The following is a 15,141-nucleotide window of genomic DNA, read 5'->3' on the forward strand; positions in this document are numbered from 1 at the left end:
ACAACATCCGGCGGACGCCGGATTCGACATAAATGCAAACTGATCTCAAGGAGGATGGACATGAAAAAACGACTATTGAGTGCATTCATGGCGCTGGCCCTGTGCCTGACGCTTCTGCCCGCCCCCGCATGGGCGGGGGAGACGGGCGCGCCGAAGGGCGGCGAAACGACCGCAGAAGCGGTAGCCAAGGTGACCATGACGGCTTCCGGCGGCGCCACATGGAGCAAGGAGTATACAGACCTGCTTAAGGCGTTTAATGACGCTTGTTTGGGCCGTTGGACAGAAAACGATACCATCGTAGATGCCGATACGGTCAGTGTGGAGCTGCTGAAGCACGGCGAAACATACACGCTGGAAACAACTGAGGCCTTCCCCATTAGTTTCGAGTATGGCCATAGCTGTATCATCGACCTGAACGGCTGTACGCTGAAAAGAACTGTCAGAGAAATGCAGCAGGGCATTCTGGAGGTTAGGGGCAGCGCAAATGTGACTCTCAAAAACGGCACGCTGGAATTAGATGACTCCGGGTCTGTCAACCCTGCTCAAGCGATTGATATGCCGATGAATGGAGAAAACCCTACGCTGACGCTGGAGAATATGACCATCACGGTTGCGGACATACCAGAAAACAGCTCCAGGGGCGATCAGGGCTATGCAATTAACGCGAAAGGCGGCACGCTGGATCTGCAGGGCAATACCCTGCTGTACGGCGGCTTAACCATGACCAACGATGCACGGCTGAAAAACAAGCTGACAGCCGGCACATTTACCAACAGTGGAAGCGATACTTACAGCGTCAGCGTAGAGGGCTCTAGCCAATACACCACGGTGTTCGATCTGTTGGAGCCGGGCTATGCTTTTGCGAAATATGACGAGAACGCAGAAAACAAGGCGGGCGCAATCGTCAACGGCAATGTGAAACAGCTGACCGAGGATGTTGTCGTTGTGGCGCACACGCACAACATTGTGGAGGGTCAGTCTGCCTGCGCCTGCGGCAGACAGTTCGAGGCCAGCGTGACGGCGGAGGACGGCACGACCGCTTATTACGGGACCATTGACGAAGCCTTTGCCAATGTAAAGGCGAACGAGACCGTCAAGCTGATGATAGACTCTGACGATAGGAGCCGTTCCAATACGATCTACGTCGTCGGCGGGCCGTATACCTTCGACCTGAACGGGCATAGAGTGGGCCATCGGAAGGGTGACGACTTCAATCAGGCCTTCCTTCAGGTCGGCGACCCAGACGGCAACCCCGGCACGCTGACGGTTCTGGACAGCAGCGTTGCGAAGACCGGCTACTTCTATGAGCTGAAGCTTTATAATGGCAGCCTGACCGTTGGGGGCGGCTCATTCTATCGGTACTGGGAGAGCGCTACCACTGCCACCGGCACGATGACCTTTAAGGGCGGCACGGTGGATGAGTTTTATGCCACCAGCGCGAACGTCGAAACCAAGCTTTACGGTGGCACGTTCGGCAATGTCTACAACAATATTGGCGGCAAGCCCGGCGACCTTCTGGCGGACAACAGGGCGTTTTTTAACAGAGGTAATAATAGTGTCGTAAACGGCTACGACTATGAAGCCGTAAATGATGTTGTGGTCAAGGAACACACGCACAACATTGTGGGCGGCCCCTGCGAATGCGGCTTCACCTGCGCGCACGATTGGTCGGATAAGAACGGCGTGTGCAAAAAGGCGAACTGCGGCTATCACTGCCCCCACAATGCGGGCGCGGCGGAGGCCGACGGCGTCTGGGCCTGCAATACCTGCGGGCAGACGGTGACGGCGATGGTCACTGCTCCGGACGGTGCGATCACATATTACGCCGACGGGCATCTTGACAATGGTAATGTGAAGAGCGGCCTGTATTTCGCGATCAAAGCGGCGGAGACCGACAGCACAGTCGCAGCGCTGGGCGGCGAATACTCGGGCGGCTATGTGAAAGGCGGCAAAACGCTGACGCTGGATATGAGCAACGGAAAGACCATCGACGGAATACTTTATGTCGGAGATGCCGAAGAAAAAAATTCGGTAAATAAACTGATCGTCCACGGCAGCACGGAGATTTCGAATGTGATCGTAGCTCCGGGCGATAATACGCTTGACCTGACCGGCTGGACGGGCAGGATAGGGACCCTGACCGTGCAAAACGGCGGCAAGGCCACGCTGAACGGCGGTACGTTTGCAACGCTGAATGTCAACGGCGCCGCGGCAGGTTCTCTGCTGGCCTCCGGCTATGCGTTCCAGAATGCAGATGGGTCGTATGTGGAGTATTCCTCGACGGCCAACATGGAAAATGTCAAGGTCGTGAAGTGCCCCCACAGCGGCGTGACGCTGAGGGAGGATCACACCGGCGCGGAGTGCAAGTACTGCGGCGCGAGCTTCGCGGCGACGCTGAACGATACTCCGTATGGCATGATCGATGCTGCCGTCACCGACTGGCTGAAAGACGGCGGCACATTGAAGCTGTATGCCGATTATACCGCCGCCACTGAAAAAGCTACATGGACTATTGGCAGCGGATCGCATACGGTCGACCTGAACGGACATAGGATGTCGGTTCAAGGTGACGGCAACGCATTCAAGCCCGCTAACAATATGCATTTGACGGTTACCGACGGCACGGAGCGCGGTCAGATTGATAATATCCTCCTTGATGGGAGTCAGCACGGGAGCTTTACGCTGGAGAGCGGTTATGTCGGCAATCTGAAGATGACCGACGGCGCTGTCGTTGCGCTGAAGGGCGGCAGCGTTGACAATCTGGATGTGAAAAATTGCTCCGAAAACACAAATCTTTCCATCCAGGGCGGCAGCCTTGGCAAACTGAATATAAAGGATTGGGCTGAGGGCATGCATGTTTCCGCCACGGGCGGCAGCCTTGGCGCGTATACACTGCCAAGCGGCAAGATTCTCGCGGATGTGCTGGATCACCGATATTACGCCGAAGGCACAAGCCTTGATAAATGGGTTGATGCGGCGCAACCTGTGGAAAAATTCGTTATCAAGAAAGCCCCTCACGAATTTGGATCGCCTTCTCAAGCGGCAGCGGTTCCCATTAACGGCAGAATCCCCTTCATGGTTGACTCGCCCAGTGAAAATGCGGGCTTGTACGAGGTGAAGTGGTATCGCAGAACGAACGACGGCGCAGAACATATGGTGGAGAATAAAGTGGCTGACGTGAATGTCGGCGATACGCTGGATGTATTCTGCGTGATCACTGGGTTGGATAGCCCCAATAACGGCACTGTTCTCTGGCAGGTGGCAGTCAAGGACTATACGATAAATGTCGTGCCTGCCGACCTCAGTCAGGGAGCCGTGGTATTTAAGCAGGTGGGCGAGAGCGTGACTGGGCTTAATCTGATGGGCAATATCAGGGATGGCAAGGGTACGTTCGTGTTTACGCCGTATGGCGGCAACACTGATTCGCCTTCGGAGTTGAGCTATCTCTTTAAGGTGACCTACAACGGACAGCCGCTGGAATTGAATAAAGATTACACCATTAAAGGCGGAAACACGGCGAAATGGGCCGGAACATATACGCTGACCATCGAAGGCAAGGGAAACTATACGGGCACGGCGACGCACCAATGGGAGATCAAGCCATATAAGCTTACGAGAGGAAACTACAGACCTCCCACTATTACAAAGGTATATGACGGTACGACCGGTTTTGATTTCTCTAAAGCCGGCAACTGGGGCATCTTTACGGAGAATGTGGCTCATAGACCGAACGATGAAAAAACTGGAAAAAATCCTGTTCTTGGTAGCGACGGAAGCGCAATTTCGATATATTTAAAGCCGGAGGATTTCAAGGCAAGCGCTGTCACATTGGACTCTCCCGATGCGGGTGATCGAACGGCAAGCTTTACGATTGAGCTGAAGACGCGGGACGGGCAGAGAGAGCCGAACTTCGTCTTTGAGGATGGTGGATCGCCTACGATACAGGTGACAGGAGCGGCGGCTTCTATCACGAAGGCGCCTGCCCCTACCGGCTTGGCGAACGGCGCACTGACGGTGTATAATGGCACGGCAAAGACATACGAGATCGACATCGCATCGCTGCTGCCCTCGCCGGGCGCAGGCTGCAGATACGGCGAAATCTATGACAGCCAGACCATAAGCTCCAAGACATACAAGACGGAGATCACAGCGATCAAGCTGGATAGCAGCTATTATGACGAAACCGCCGACAAGGCGAAGATCGAGAAGGGAAAGCTGATCCTGCCCATTCGGAACGTCAATACGACAACAACGGGCAAGATCGGCACGATCAAGCTGAATGTTATTTCGCAGAATTATCATCAGATCCAGGATTGGACGATCGACGTCAGCGCGGCGAATCAGCCCGTCAGCTCCGGCGGTTCCTCCTCCGGCAGCACCGCCAAGACCGACACCGTCACGAACCCGGATGGCTCCGTCACCAAGACCGAGACCAAGTCTGACGGCACGGTGGTGGAGACTACCACCGGCAAGGATGGCAGCGTCTCCAAGACCACCACCAACCCCAACGGCAGCTCCGTCACCGAAAATAAGGACGCCGCCGGTTCCACCGGCACGGTCAAGACCGACAAGCACGGCCAGACCACGGCGGAGACTACCCTCAGCAGCAAAGCCATCGAGACCGCCAAGCGCAACGGCGAGCCGGTCACGGCCCCCGTGGAAGTCGAGGCTTCCCGCAACAGCAATACCGCCCCCACTGTCAAGGTGGAACTGCCCAAGGGCACAGGCGAAACGAAGGTGGAAATTCCCGTCACCAATGTGAAGCCCGGCACTGTGGCGGTTCTGGTGAAAGCGGACGGCACGGAGGAGATCGTCAAGAACTCCCTGCCCACGGCGGACGGCATCCAGCTCACCGTGGACGGCGGCGCGACGGTCAAAATCGTTGATAATTCTAAGGATTTCGCCGATACCCGGAACCATTGGGCCAAGGACGCCATCGACTTCGTCAGTGCCCGTGGGCTGGTGAACGGCATGAACGCCGTCTCCTACGCGCCCGACGCCTCCACCACCCGAGCCCAGCTGTGGACGATCCTCGCCCGCCAGAATGACGCGGACCTGACCGGCGGCGCGACCTGGTTCGAGAACGCCCAGAACTGGGCCAAGGATAAGGGTATTTCCGACGGCACGAACCCCAACGGCACCATCAACCGCGCCCAGATGGTCACCATGCTGTGGCGGGCGGCCGGTTCCCCCGCCCCGAAGGCGACGCCCCGCCGCTTTAGCGACATCATGGACGACAGCTATTACGCGGACGCCGTGGCTTGGGCCGTGGAGAACGGCATCACCGCAGGTGTGGGCGGCGACCGTTTCGACCCCAACTCCACCTGCACCCGCGGCCAGATCGCAACATTCCTGCATCGGCTGTATCTCAGCAGATAAGAAACCGGACGGTAGAGAGCCGTCAGCAAAGTGTATATAAAATGGAAACCGCAGGGCGGCTCCTTCCCGGAGCTGCCCTGCGGTTTTTCTGTCGGCTTGTTTCTTTCATAAAAGTTGCAGAAATCGACATTTTCGGGCAATAATCGTCGGATATGTGTAGAGCGTTGTAGAACGATTCTATGACACAAATCGCTATAAATCGTGTATGATTGACCCGGGGAGGATATCTGTCAACAGTTTACCATCTCTTTCTCAAAAGTAGCATAAACAAAGAAATAAGCGCGATGACAAAGAAACAGCAGGCTGACTTGGATGATAGCCAGCCTGCTGAGCGAAGATGCTTATTCGATGTTTTGTCTTTCAGCAGCAATGCGTGTTCTTTTACCAGAGAATGCAATGCCGATTTTTATAATTGCCGTAACATTCATTGCCTGCAAATCAACGCTGTACGCACGGTCGTTAATCTGTTGCAAGGCAACATTGGCAAGGTCTTCAAGCTGTGTTTCAGAGCGGTCTTTCCCGGCCTTTAATTCAATCAAAATGCCAGGCAGCCGCTTATTCAAAGGAAGCAGCTGAATATCAAACCGTCCATCACCAGCTTCGCGATTGGAGGTAATGCGATAGCTGTTGTCCATCACAGCGCACATACCCAATATCAGACCATGGTAAAATGTTTCGCCGGCAGCATCGTGGAAACTTATTGTTTGGAGCAGAAACTTCTCCAAGGTTTTTTGCAGTGAGTCGCTATCTGCCTTGTAGATAGCTTCCTGAATAGCAACAGCAACGGAACGAGGAATAATATTCTCAAGCTGAGAGAGGATCTCTTTGCTGTAGACGAAAGAAATCTCTTTGTTGGGCAGGGCTACTTCGCACATATAATCCTCGCCGTAAGACTGGTCGCAGCTCACAGCCTTCAAATAACCTGCCACCAGCAAAAAGCTGTAAACAGAGGACGGATCATTCTGGATCTGCGGATAAATGACACCGGTGTCGATGTGCGTAACGAAGGATTCGCCCTTCATCAACAGTTCCAGACGCTCCATAATATCCGGCGTTGCAGAAGCCAGCACCTCACGGATGATGTCATTGCTTCCGGTGGACTGCCAGAATGCTTTGGGACGGCAGTTATTATTGAAGTATCCAATGACAGACCAGGGATTAAAAATCTCGGTATTGCCGAAAAGGTAACCATCATACCACTCGCAAAGCTCCTGATATTTATCAGAAGCATGATAGTAGTCTGCCATCTCATGTACTTCGCTTGAAGTGAAGCCGAAATATTCACTGTAGCGCTCGTCTAAAATCGAGTTGATCTTCAGGTTGTTCAGGCCGCTGAAGATACTTTCCTTGGCAACACGCAGGATGCCGGTCAGGAAACCATAGCTCAGATGCGGATTGTCCTTCAGACCACCGGAGAACAGGTTTCGCATGAACCCGATGATCGTGTCGTAGAAGCCGCTCACATGGCCCTGCTGAATGGGAGTATCATATTCGTCAATGATGACGATAGGTGCGACATTGTGGTGCTTATGGAGGAGCAGCGTCAATGTTCGCAGGGACATTTGATATTCCACTTCGTCAGCGGCTTCTGTTGCAAGAAGGGAATATTCCTCTTTTTCGTAATCACTAAGTGCGGAACTGGATGCCAACTCGTCGTGACGGCGGAATTCCTGTGCGATCAGCTTTTGGAGCGTCTGATAGGTTTCTTCCCAAGAGGTGTATTTAACATCCTTAAAGGACAGGAAGATCACAGGATACTTTCTATGGTGGGCAAGATAGGATCCTCCGCAGGACCAGATTTTCTTATCTCTGAAGTAAACGGAAGTGTCCTCGGTCGTCTTTTCGAAGAAAGTGCGGAGCATATCCATGTTCAGCGTTTTGCCAAAGCGTCTGGGGCGGGTAAATAGGGATACTTTGGGGCGCTCGTCCAGAAACTCTTTGATCATTAAGGTCTTGTCCACATAGTAGTAGTTTTTGCAGGCGTCCCGGTAATCAGATACGCCAATGGGCAAAGGCTTGCGCGCAGATGATACTGCGGGCTTTACCACACTTCGGTGACCACGCTTATCCATCGGCTTTTGCGTGCTGTCCGGGATAAACCACTGCCTGCCCTCCTTATACGCGCCGGAAATGCGTCCGGCTTTGCAAAGCGCATTGACCCGCCGTTCGGTAATCCCCCAAGCGGCAGCCGCTTCTTTGATCGTCATATTGGAACACCTCCATTGCAGTTCGTCAAGAATATTATAACCGCTGCTCCGAATAAAATCAACTATATTATTCCGAACAATAGAGGCGTTATTCGGAACAGTTGTTTTCCTGAAGATATGCCGTTCTTTTCAGTAGCTATTTCCTGCTTTCTGTGATATTGTTCGTTTGCCAAAAGGAGGCGATAACATGCAGAAAGAAAATACCATGACAGTCGGGCAGTGGTGCGGCCGGTGGTTCATCACCAACCGCCATAAATGGAACGGCAACACCGAGGGCGGGTACCGCAATCTGATTTACAGCCACATCATCCCCGGCATCGGAAGTGTGGCACTCTCCGACCTGACGGAGCAGACGGTCACGGGTTTCTACGACACCCTGCGAAGCCAGGGACTCGGAATGTAAAGGCCACAAACGGTACCATCTCTCTGGAGAAGCATGCGCGCTCCCGTCAGGAGCCGGACTGGGATGATGGCGAATGGCAAGACTGATCCTCAAGAGTCCCTATATCAAAAGCACCGGCGGGGCCTCCGGATACCTTCGCTACATCGCGACCCGGGAGCGGGTGGAGCTTATCCCGGATGACCGTCCGCCCACACGAAAGCAGGAGCAGCTCATCGCCAAACTGGTCAAAGACTTCCCAGACAGCAAAACGCTCTACGAGTACGAGGTGTGTCTGGCAAAGCCCACCAAGGTCAACGCCTCTGCGTTCATCACGCTGGCGCTGGAATCCCGCCGGGCGATGCTGGAACTGGTGCGTGCCATGCAGGACGGCGTATGTGACCACCCAAACGCCGAACAGCTCATGCTGGAGCTGGCGGCGCAGCTCGGAACAGTCAAGGGCAAGAAATCCTACGGCTATCTTCCCAAGCGGTTAAAGAATCTGGTGGATAAGATCGTGGACGAGATGGAACGGCTTCCTGTCGTGAGCAAGTGCTATGACCAGTGGCTGCTCCTGCAAAGCAAGGTGGATGCCTACTATCACGACAAGCCCCAGGAAAGTGTTCCTCTCTCAAAGCAGAAAGAGTTCACGCAGATCAAAAATGCGGTCATTCAGGAGGCGGAGCGCCTGCGCTTGGGTGAGATCAGCTTCGAGGAGAAGGGCCTCAATCAGCAGGACGAGCCGGAGGAATACCGCAACGCCTCCTACGACTACTGGACACTGCGGAACATCATCCGGGACGAGAGCCTGACCATGGAGGAGCGCGGCGAAGCCGTCTCTGAAATGGAAAGGCTGGCGGAAAGCGGCGATATGTATGCGCAGTACCTGATGGGAAAGCTCTGGCGGGACGGACCTTTGCTGATCCCGGACTCGGTGGAAGCCCGGTACTGGTTCGAACGGGCGGCGGAGCAGGGACATCTGGTGGCCCAGTACTCTCTTGCCAAACTGTACCTCTCGGATGATTTGGAAGTGCGGGATACCCGCACGGGGATGAACTGGCGCTACACCGCTGCGGTCAACGGCAGCCACTACGCCATGTACCGGCTGGCCAAGGAGTGTCTCAAAGGCGAGCACATCCAAAAGGATACCGCAAGAGCGGTGGAGTGGTTCATCCGGTCAGCCGAGCGGGGAAATCCCTACGCCCAGTATATGCTGGGTAAGCTGTACCTTGCTGGTAAGGAGGATCCCCGCGACGAGGAGAAAGCCGCATATTGGCTGACCCAATCCACCGAGCAAGGCAATCAGTATGCACAGTACCTTCTGAACCACTTGGAGGAAAACCGCCCTCCCTCTGCAATGCTGGCGGTGACCCGGCTGCTCCACCACATGAGCCGGGTGTTCCAGGACAACTCCGTCCCCGAGTCCCGCCCCGGCGGAATCCAGATCGACCGCAAGCGGCTGAAAAAGCTTCAAGAAAAGCGCATGGCCTTGGGGCATAAACCGGATGACCATGAGGAGCAGTGGCTTGATCTGACCATGTAAGAGGCGCAGAAACTGCGCCGCAAAACAAAGAAAAAATCCTTCCGCCCGGAAGGAAGAAAGGAACTGAATGAGAAAATCCAAATACAATTCTTTTGACGAACTCCCGCTGATGCTGACCGTGGAGGATGTGTCTCATGTGCTGGGCATCGGCTTGGCTCACGCCTACGAGGTAGCCCACCGCAGGGATTTCCCCACCATTACTCTGGGCAGCCGCATCATCGTTCCCCGTGACAAATTCATGGAATGGATCGACGAACAGGCCGCGAAAAAATCTGAAATATTTTAGTAGCTATTCCAAAAACTCTGTGGTATGTGTTTGTGTTAAAAAGGAGGGATCATAAATGGCAAAGAAACGAGCCAACGGCGAGGGCAGCATCCGTAAAAAGCCCAGCGGCCGCTGGGAGGGCAGATATACCCAGGGCATCGACCCGGTCACCGGCAAGGCCATCCAGAAAAGTGTGTCCGCCAAGGCCCAGGCAGAGTGCAAGGAAAAGCTGGCGAAAGCCATTCGGGAAAACCGGGGCGTGCCCATCAATCACACCGGCGATTACACCGTAGCGGAGTGGTGCCGCCTGTGGTTTGAGACTTACAGCAAGCCCAACATCCGCTACAACACCGCCAAGGGCTATGAAGGGATCATCGAACACCACATCATCCCGGCCATCGGTGCGATCAAGCTTAAGCAGCTCTCGTCCATCCACATCCAGAGAATGTATAACGACCTGAAAGAAAACGGCAGGATGCCCCGTGGGGCGAAACAGAACGACAAGCCCCTGTCCAACACCTTCGTGCGGCGTGTCCATGCGGTGCTGCGGGCGGCGCTGAAGCAGGCGGTGAAAGAGCGGCTCATCCCGTACAACCCCTGCGAGAACTGCCGTATCCCGCCCAAGGACAAGAAAGAGATGACCATCCTGCCGCCGGAGAAAATCGGCAGGTACCTCCAGGAAGCGGAGAAGTACGGCGTTCTGCCCATGTTCTATCTGGAGTTGTCCAGCGGCCTGCGCCGGGGAGAACTGCTGGCGCTCCAGTGGGAGGACTTGAATGTAAAAGAGCGAATCCTGACGGTGAACAAACAGGTCACCCGCATGGAGGGCGAACTGGATGTGACAGAGCCGAAAACGAAGAACTCTGTCCGCAAGGTGGCGCTGTCGCAGCAGGCGGTAGACCTGCTGGTGCAGGAGCATGAACAGCACCCGGACAATCCAATCCTGTTCCCGTCGCCCCGGACGGGCGGCTACTGGAGTCCGGATGCCGTGTCAAGGATCAACCGGAAACTGCTGAAAAACGCAGGCATCGAGGAGCATGTGCGCTTCCATGACCTCAGACACACATTCGCAACGATGGCAATCTCCAGCGGCGTGGATGTGAAAACCCTGTCCAGTATGTTGGGCCACTTCAGTGCAGGGTTCACACTGGACACCTATACGCACATCACCAACGATATGCAGCGGGGCGCGGCGGAGAAAATCGGCGGCTTCATGGAGTCGGTCACGGCAGCCAACACCCCGGAACCTCCCGACCCGCCGGAACAGAACCGGTGCAAGGTGATACCGTTCGAGAAAGTGGGATAAAAGCAACAAGGCCCAAGGGGCAAGATTGCGTCCCTTGGGCCAATCCTTTTCAATTGAAAGGAAAACTCCCTCATTTTTTGCGCGAAGGCAAATAGTACACTTTTCCGTCCTTCGAAATCAATTGCACATCTTCAACATAGAGGTCTGAGTTATCGTGGTGCAGTTCACTGTGTCCGCCAACCTGCGAATCGATCATACCAGCAGTTCGTTCAGATATGGAGCGGAAATTCCACTCATCATTTATCAGTCCGGGGATGAAATGAATAGCTTTATCCCAACCACCCCTCTTCCGGCGTATTTCTGCAGTATCGACACTAAGACGCTTCGTGGTTCCTTGATGCCAATGCGTTAGGCGAGTTTGTGTTTCCTCGACTTGCTGAGTATAGGTCGGTAGCAATGCGGTACACTGCTCTCTGGACACTGCACCGAGATGCAGGGTGAATCTCAGGTCGGAAATCTTATAGAGCATTTCCAGTAAGGTGTTCTGATAAATGTACCAGTTCTGAGCTTCTTGCAATTCCTTTTCATAGGCTTCAAAATCGAGGTCAGTTTTCTTTGCGAAGCCTGCCAAGGTGAGATTGGCTTGTCCTAAAAGTTTAGTGCATTCTTCTTCCAGACTATCCAACTGTGCGATTTTAGAAAGCCTCAATTCATCGTTTTCAAGAATCTCCACCTGAAACTCAGCGATTGTCTTAACATGGCTGACCAGGGAGAAAACCCGGCTCCGATACTCATTGTCTTGGAAATCCGAAATTTTTGAGATGCCGTCACTGATCTGTCCTAACTCTGCGTTGATTTGTGTCATGTAATATTGACCAACAACCATGGATGCGACACCCATTGCGGCTGCAGCTGTGCTGGCAACAACAGCGCTACCTTTCTGCGCTTCAACTGCAACTAAATTTGCGTGCCCTTGGATACCATCTGCGCCACGATAGAAACCTCGAACAGCACCTTCCATTTCTCTGGAGTTCGTTAGTTTTGCTCCGGCAGGAATAATAGCACGATACAAAACCTCTCTTTGGGCTTCCACAGCTTGGACAGCGTTATTCACGGCGTTGCCGGCTTGTACCAAATTGGGAATGAGGTTATTAACTCGAGCCAAGACTTTGCTGTCTGTGATCTCAACCAAACTGCCTTCTTCACTGATAGCTTCGGCAGGTAGCATTTCTACTTGAATGACCCAATCATGTGCAGACTCACCTTGCGGCGCGGACAGGGATAGCTCTTCGTCTTCTTTGGGAGACACAGAGACTGTTGGTGTCACTGTGGCTTTCGATTTGGGTTTGAAAAATATACGCGCACCAATAGCAACGATTGCTATGAGGCAAATGCCAATTACTATGTACTCCATATATGGTTGTACCTCCTTTTCTACTCTATAAAAGAGGTTGTAAATTTCGCGAGATTACATCGGCAAGGATTATGCCTACGCATGAAATTCCTATCATAATTTATTATAGTGAAGATTACGCTCAATTTCAATCGCGCATTGCCTGATATGCGATTTTTGCGGGCCGCTCGCTGTTAGGGATGCGTTAGGGATTTTGCGGTATTCGGTGTTCCTCCGTACCGAGGCCGCAACCGCCATTTTACTCCTCTGACCACAGTTAAAATGTGGTCAAGTACATTTCAAAAATCGAACTTATAACGCAGAAAAACCGCCTAAAAAGGCGGTTTTTCGGGGAAAGGTGGTGCGAGTGACAGGATTCGAACCTGCGGCATCCTGCTCCCAAACCTATGTCTAAACCTTCAGGCAGAACTGTGTCGCACTCTTTGGCACTTTCCGGCACTCCTGCGGTTCCTCTTTGGAACTCTATTGGACTGTTTATTTCAGCCACCGCTTTCGGCTTTTGGGATTTGTGTGGGATTGAATTCTGTATATTAAAAGTGCTTCCGACCGGGTTTACATCCAACAGCGGGTGCTTTTTGCCGCAGAGAGCAGCTCAGAAATTGCGCCGCATAAACAAAGAAATAAGCGCGATGACAAAAAGACAGCAGGCTGACTTGGATGATAGCCAGCCAGCTGAGCGAAGATGGTTATTCGATGTTTTGCCTTTCGGCAGCAATACGTGTTCTTTTGCCTGAGAATGCAATGCCGATTTTTATAATTGACGTAACATTCATTGCCTGCAGATCAACGCTGTACGCACGGTCGTTGATCTGTTGCAAGGCAACATTGGCAAGGTCTTCAAGCTGTGTTTCAGAGCGGCCTTTTCCGGCCTTTAATTCAATCAAAATGCCAGGCAGCCGCTTATTCAAAGGAAGCAGCTGAATATCAAACCGTCCATCACCAGCTTCGCGATTGGAGGTAATGCGATAGCTGTTGTCCATTACAGCGCACATACCCAATATCAGACCATGGTAAAATGTTTCGTCGGCAGCATCGTGGAAACTTATTGTTTGGAGCAGAAACTTCTCCAAGGCTTTTTGCAGTGAGTCGCTATCTACCTTGTAGATAGCTTCCTGAATAGCAACAGCAACGGAACGAGGAATAATATTCTCAAGCTGAGAGAGGATCTCCTTGCTGTAGACGAAAGAAATCTCTTTGTTGGGTAGAGCCACTTCGCACATATAATCCTCGCCGTAAGACTGGTCGCAGCTCACAGCCTTCAAATAACCTGCCACCAGCAGGAAGCTGTAAACAGAGGACGGATCATTCTGGATTTGCGGATAAATGACACCGGTGTCGATGTGCGTAACGAAGGATTCGCCCTTCATCAACAGCTCCAGACGCTCCATAATATCCGGCGTTGCAGAAGCCAGCACCTCGCGGATGATGTCATTGCTCCCGGTAGACTGCCAGAACGCTTTGGGACGGCAGTTATTGTTGAAGTATCCAATGACAGACCAGGGATTAAAAATCTCGGTATTACCGAAGCGGTACCCATCATACCAATCGCAGAGCTCCTGATACTTATCAGATGCGCTGTAGTATTCCACCATCTCACGCACTTCGTCCGAGGTGAAACCAAAATACTCACTATAACGTTCATCCAAGATGGAGTTGATTTTCAGGTTGTTCAGGCCGCTGAAGATACTCTCCTTTGCAACACGCAGGATGCCGGTCAGGAAGCCATAGCTCAGATGCGGATTGTCCTTCAGACCGCCGGAAAACAGATTGCGCATAAATCCAATGACAGTATCATAGAAACCGTTCACATGTCCCTGCTGGATGGGAGTATCATATTCGTCAATGATGACGATAGGTGCAACATCATGGTGCTTATGAAGCAGCAGCGTCAGTGTCCGCAGGGACATTTGATAATCCACTTCATCAGCAGCTTCTGTTGCGAGAATGGAGTATTCCTCTTTTTCGTAATCACTGAGCGCAGAACTGGAGGCCAATTCATCGTGACGGCGGAATTCCTGCGCAATCAGCTTTTGGAGCGTCTGATAGGTTTCTTCCCAAGAGGTGTATTTAACATCCTTGAAGGACAGAAAAATCACAGGATACTTTCTATGGTGGGCAAGATAGGATCCTCCGCAGGACCAGATTTTCTTATCTCTGAAGTAAACGGAAGTGTCCTCGGTTGTCTTTTCGAAGAAAGTGCGGAGCATATCCATGTTCAACGTTTTGCCAAAGCGTCTGGGGCGGGTAAATAGGGATACTTTGGGGCGCTCGTCCAGAAACTCCTTGATCATTAAGGTCTTGTCCACATAGTAGTAGTTTTTGCAGGCGTCCCGGTAATCAGATACGCCAATGGGCAACGGCTTGCGCGCAGATGATGCTGCGGGCTTTACCTTACTCCGATGACCACGCTTATCCATCGGCTTTTGAGCGCTGTCCGGGATAAACCACTGCCTGCCCTCCTTATACGCGCCGGAAATGCGTCCGGCTTTACAAAGCGCATTGACCCGCCGTTCGGTAATCCCCCAAGCGGCAGACGCTTCTTTGATCGTCATATTGGAACACCCCCATTGCAGTTCGTCAAGAATATTATAACCGCTGCTCCGAACAAAATCAACTATATTATTCCGAATAATGCCGGCGTTATTCGGAACGGTAGTTTTCATGCAAATATTCCGTTCTTTCCGGTAGCTATTTCCTGCTTTCTGTGA

General features: G+C 52.8%; 8 protein-coding genes. 5 read left to right on the forward strand and 3 right to left on the reverse strand.

Features of this window, described 5'->3' with window-relative positions; genetic code table 11:
- Window positions 1-60: 60 nt before the first annotated feature.
- Window positions 61-5,379 (forward strand): S-layer homology domain-containing protein, encoded by a 5,319-nt coding sequence (locus tag KQI26_RS03000; protein ID WP_216503153.1) that lies wholly within the window; start codon window positions 61-63, stop codon window positions 5,377-5,379.
- 341 nt (window positions 5,380-5,720) lie between these two features.
- On the opposite strand, the gene KQI26_RS03005 is transcribed toward KQI26_RS03000, so the two are convergent.
- A complete protein-coding gene (locus KQI26_RS03005) occupies window positions 5,721-7,586 on the reverse strand; it encodes an AAA family ATPase (protein WP_216503154.1) in 1,866 nt (621 codons plus the stop codon).
- A gap of 187 nt (window positions 7,587-7,773) precedes the next feature.
- Between KQI26_RS03005 and KQI26_RS03010 the strand changes: the two genes are divergently transcribed.
- The 4 genes from KQI26_RS03010 (at window position 7,774) to KQI26_RS03025 (ending at window position 11,079) form a co-directional block, all read left to right on the forward strand.
- Window positions 7,774-7,989, forward strand: coding sequence for a hypothetical protein (locus tag KQI26_RS03010; protein WP_216503155.1), 216 nt, complete (start codon window positions 7,774-7,776; stop codon window positions 7,987-7,989).
- A gap of 73 nt (window positions 7,990-8,062) precedes the next feature.
- Window positions 8,063-9,508, forward strand: coding sequence for a relaxase MobL (mobL, locus tag KQI26_RS03015; protein ID WP_216503156.1), 1,446 nt, complete (start codon window positions 8,063-8,065; stop codon window positions 9,506-9,508).
- A 67-nt stretch (window positions 9,509-9,575) separates the two neighbouring features.
- Window positions 9,576-9,794, forward strand: coding sequence for a helix-turn-helix domain-containing protein (locus KQI26_RS03020; RefSeq protein ID WP_119981460.1), 219 nt, complete (start codon window positions 9,576-9,578; stop codon window positions 9,792-9,794).
- A gap of 55 nt (window positions 9,795-9,849) precedes the next feature.
- Entirely contained in the window at window positions 9,850-11,079 is a 1,230-nt protein-coding gene (locus tag KQI26_RS03025) for a site-specific integrase (RefSeq protein ID WP_216503157.1), read from the forward strand.
- Window positions 11,080-11,149: 70 nt separating this feature from the next.
- Here KQI26_RS03025 and KQI26_RS03030 read toward each other — a convergent pair whose 3' ends face one another.
- Both KQI26_RS03030 and KQI26_RS03035 read right to left on the reverse strand, forming a co-directional pair.
- A complete protein-coding gene (locus tag KQI26_RS03030) occupies window positions 11,150-12,433 on the reverse strand; it encodes a hypothetical protein (RefSeq protein WP_253292644.1) in 1,284 nt (427 codons plus the stop codon).
- Window positions 12,434-13,119: 686 nt separating this feature from the next.
- Window positions 13,120-14,985 (reverse strand): AAA family ATPase, encoded by a 1,866-nt coding sequence (locus KQI26_RS03035; RefSeq protein ID WP_216503158.1) that lies wholly within the window; start codon window positions 14,983-14,985, stop codon window positions 13,120-13,122.
- Between the last annotated feature and the right edge of the window lie 156 nt (window positions 14,986-15,141).

Source organism: Intestinimonas sp. MSJ-38, from assembly GCF_018917925.1.
Taxonomy (GTDB): Bacteria; Bacillota; Clostridia; order Oscillospirales; family Butyricicoccaceae; genus Pseudobutyricicoccus.

Excerpts from the sequence above, each read along its gene's own strand:
- KQI26_RS03000 (WP_216503153.1), top strand. The coding sequence starts at position 61 with ATGAAAAAACGACTATTGAGTGCATTCATGGCGCTGGCCCTGTGCCTG.
- KQI26_RS03005 (WP_216503154.1), bottom strand. The coding sequence starts at position 7,586 with ATGACGATCAAAGAAGCGGCTGCCGCTTGGGGGATTACCGAACGGCGG.
- KQI26_RS03010 (WP_216503155.1), top strand. The coding sequence starts at position 7,774 with ATGCAGAAAGAAAATACCATGACAGTCGGGCAGTGGTGCGGCCGGTGG.
- mobL (WP_216503156.1), top strand. The coding sequence starts at position 8,063 with ATGGCAAGACTGATCCTCAAGAGTCCCTATATCAAAAGCACCGGCGGG.
- KQI26_RS03020 (WP_119981460.1), top strand. The coding sequence starts at position 9,576 with ATGAGAAAATCCAAATACAATTCTTTTGACGAACTCCCGCTGATGCTG.
- KQI26_RS03025 (WP_216503157.1), top strand. The coding sequence starts at position 9,850 with ATGGCAAAGAAACGAGCCAACGGCGAGGGCAGCATCCGTAAAAAGCCC.
- KQI26_RS03030 (WP_253292644.1), bottom strand. The coding sequence starts at position 12,433 with ATGGAGTACATAGTAATTGGCATTTGCCTCATAGCAATCGTTGCTATT.
- KQI26_RS03035 (WP_216503158.1), bottom strand. The coding sequence starts at position 14,985 with ATGACGATCAAAGAAGCGTCTGCCGCTTGGGGGATTACCGAACGGCGG.